Origin of the sequence: Streptomyces sp. NPDC002130, from assembly GCF_040296465.1 — a bacterium.
Taxonomy (GTDB): domain Bacteria; phylum Actinomycetota; class Actinomycetes; order Streptomycetales; family Streptomycetaceae; genus Streptomyces.
Window position 1 is genome coordinate 1 of record NZ_JBEOXI010000804.1, and the last position, 1,480, is coordinate 1,480.

A 1,480-nucleotide genomic window follows, 5' to 3' on the forward strand; every position below is an offset into this window, starting at 1 on the left:
GGAGGGAATCGGTCTGCGTGCGATGGCCCAGCGCGATCCATTGGTCGAGTACCAGCGCGAGGGTTACGACATGTTCATCGGCATGCTCGACGGATTGAAGGAAGAGTCCGTCGGATTCCTCTTCAATCTCCAGGTCGAGGCAGCGCCGGCTCAGCCCGCGAGCGGAATTTCCGTCACCGCAGGCTCGGCCGCCGCGGCGTCGGCCACGGCGCCCAAGCCGCTCCCGACGCAGGAAGCTGCGGCCAGGACTGCCGGAACTGCTGCCCCGACGGCGTTGCGCGCCAAGGGACTTGACGACGAAGGTCCGTCACGACTGACGTACACCGGCCCGGACGAGGACGGCAAGGCGAAGGCAACTCGCGACTCGGCCGCCGACTCCGGTGACGGCGCCGCCTCGCGTCGCGAACGTCGTGAAGCAGCGCGGACGCAGTCGAAGAGCAATCGAGCTCCGAAGTCCAAGCGCAAGCGCTGAGCAACCAGTCATTACGGGTTGGACATTGCCAATGAGATTGGTACACCTATCGTGTCCGTGACCGACGGTACGGTACTCGAGTCCGGACCTGCGTCGGGTTTCGGACTGTGGGTCCGTATCCTGCAGGATGACGGGACAATCGGGGTCTTCGGACACATCAACGAGACTCTGGTAACCGCGGGTCAAAAGGTGCGTGCCGGAGAATTGATTGCGACGGTAGGAAACAGAGGACAATCAACAGGGCCACATCTGCATTACGAGGTGTGGCAGGCAGACGGCCAGAAGGTCGATCCCATGGCATGGTTGGACGCGCGCGGGGTACAGATTCAGCCTCCGGCCATCAGTGACTGACGCAATCGACGATTTTCGAAGGGGGAAGGAAGATGAAGAGGCTCGGCGGGCTCGAATCCGAAGTGATGGATCTCCTGTGGGATGCAGAAGAGCCGCAGTCTGTGCGGGATCTGGTCGACCGCTTCGAGGGCGGCGCCCCGAAGGCATACACCACGATCTTGACCGTCGTGACGCACCTTCACGAAAAAGGTTGGGTGCAGAGGGAAAAACGAAGCCGCGCGTACATCTATTCGCCATCGCGTAGCCGCGATGAAGCGACCTCACTGGCCATGCGCGAATTACTCGACAACAGCAACGACTCTGTTTCAGCGCTTCTGCACTTCGCGCAAAACGTCTCGGATGACGAATACGAGGCACTGCGGCGAGCGCTGGATCACGGCAAGGTTCGGTAGATGACTCTCGCCGCAGTCCTCTTTCTCGGGGCCGTGCTCATCGGAGCGTTCATGCCCAAGGTGTTGCGGCGTTTCGAATCGACCACTCTGGCTCCTGCAGCGATTCTCGCGGCATGGATCGGCAGTATCGTGGGTCTGGGATTCCTTGCCGTATCGGCAGTAGTGATCCTTCTGTGGCCGAGCCATGCACCAGCGGAAGGGCTCTCCGAGGCCCTCGTGCGATGCTTCACTGCCTTCCAGCACGCGATGGCTCCCTGGATCGGGG

At 61.8% G+C, this 1,480-nt stretch carries 3 protein-coding genes and 1 pseudogene; all 4 read left to right on the forward strand.

Going from position 1 to position 1,480, the window contains the following annotated elements; all coding sequences use genetic code 11:
- Positions 1-472: pseudogene (locus tag ABT116_RS45710) on the forward strand (preprotein translocase subunit SecA); the annotation flags it as partial.
- 18 nt (positions 473-490) lie between these two features.
- A complete protein-coding gene (locus tag ABT116_RS45715) occupies positions 491-823 on the forward strand; it encodes a M23 family metallopeptidase (RefSeq protein ID WP_351647059.1) in 333 nt (110 codons plus the stop codon).
- A gap of 32 nt (positions 824-855) precedes the next feature.
- On the forward strand, positions 856-1,215 hold the full coding sequence (locus ABT116_RS45720; RefSeq protein WP_003944627.1) for a BlaI/MecI/CopY family transcriptional regulator: 360 nt from the start codon (positions 856-858) through the stop codon (positions 1,213-1,215).
- On the forward strand, positions 1,216-1,480 hold a 265-nt coding region (locus ABT116_RS45725; protein ID WP_351647063.1), incomplete at its 3' end, for a hypothetical protein.

Bases quoted from the DNA above. Each gene is read 5' to 3' on its own strand.
- ABT116_RS45720 (WP_003944627.1), top strand. From the start codon at position 856: ATGAAGAGGCTCGGCGGGCTCGAATCCGAAGTGATGGATCTCCTGTGG.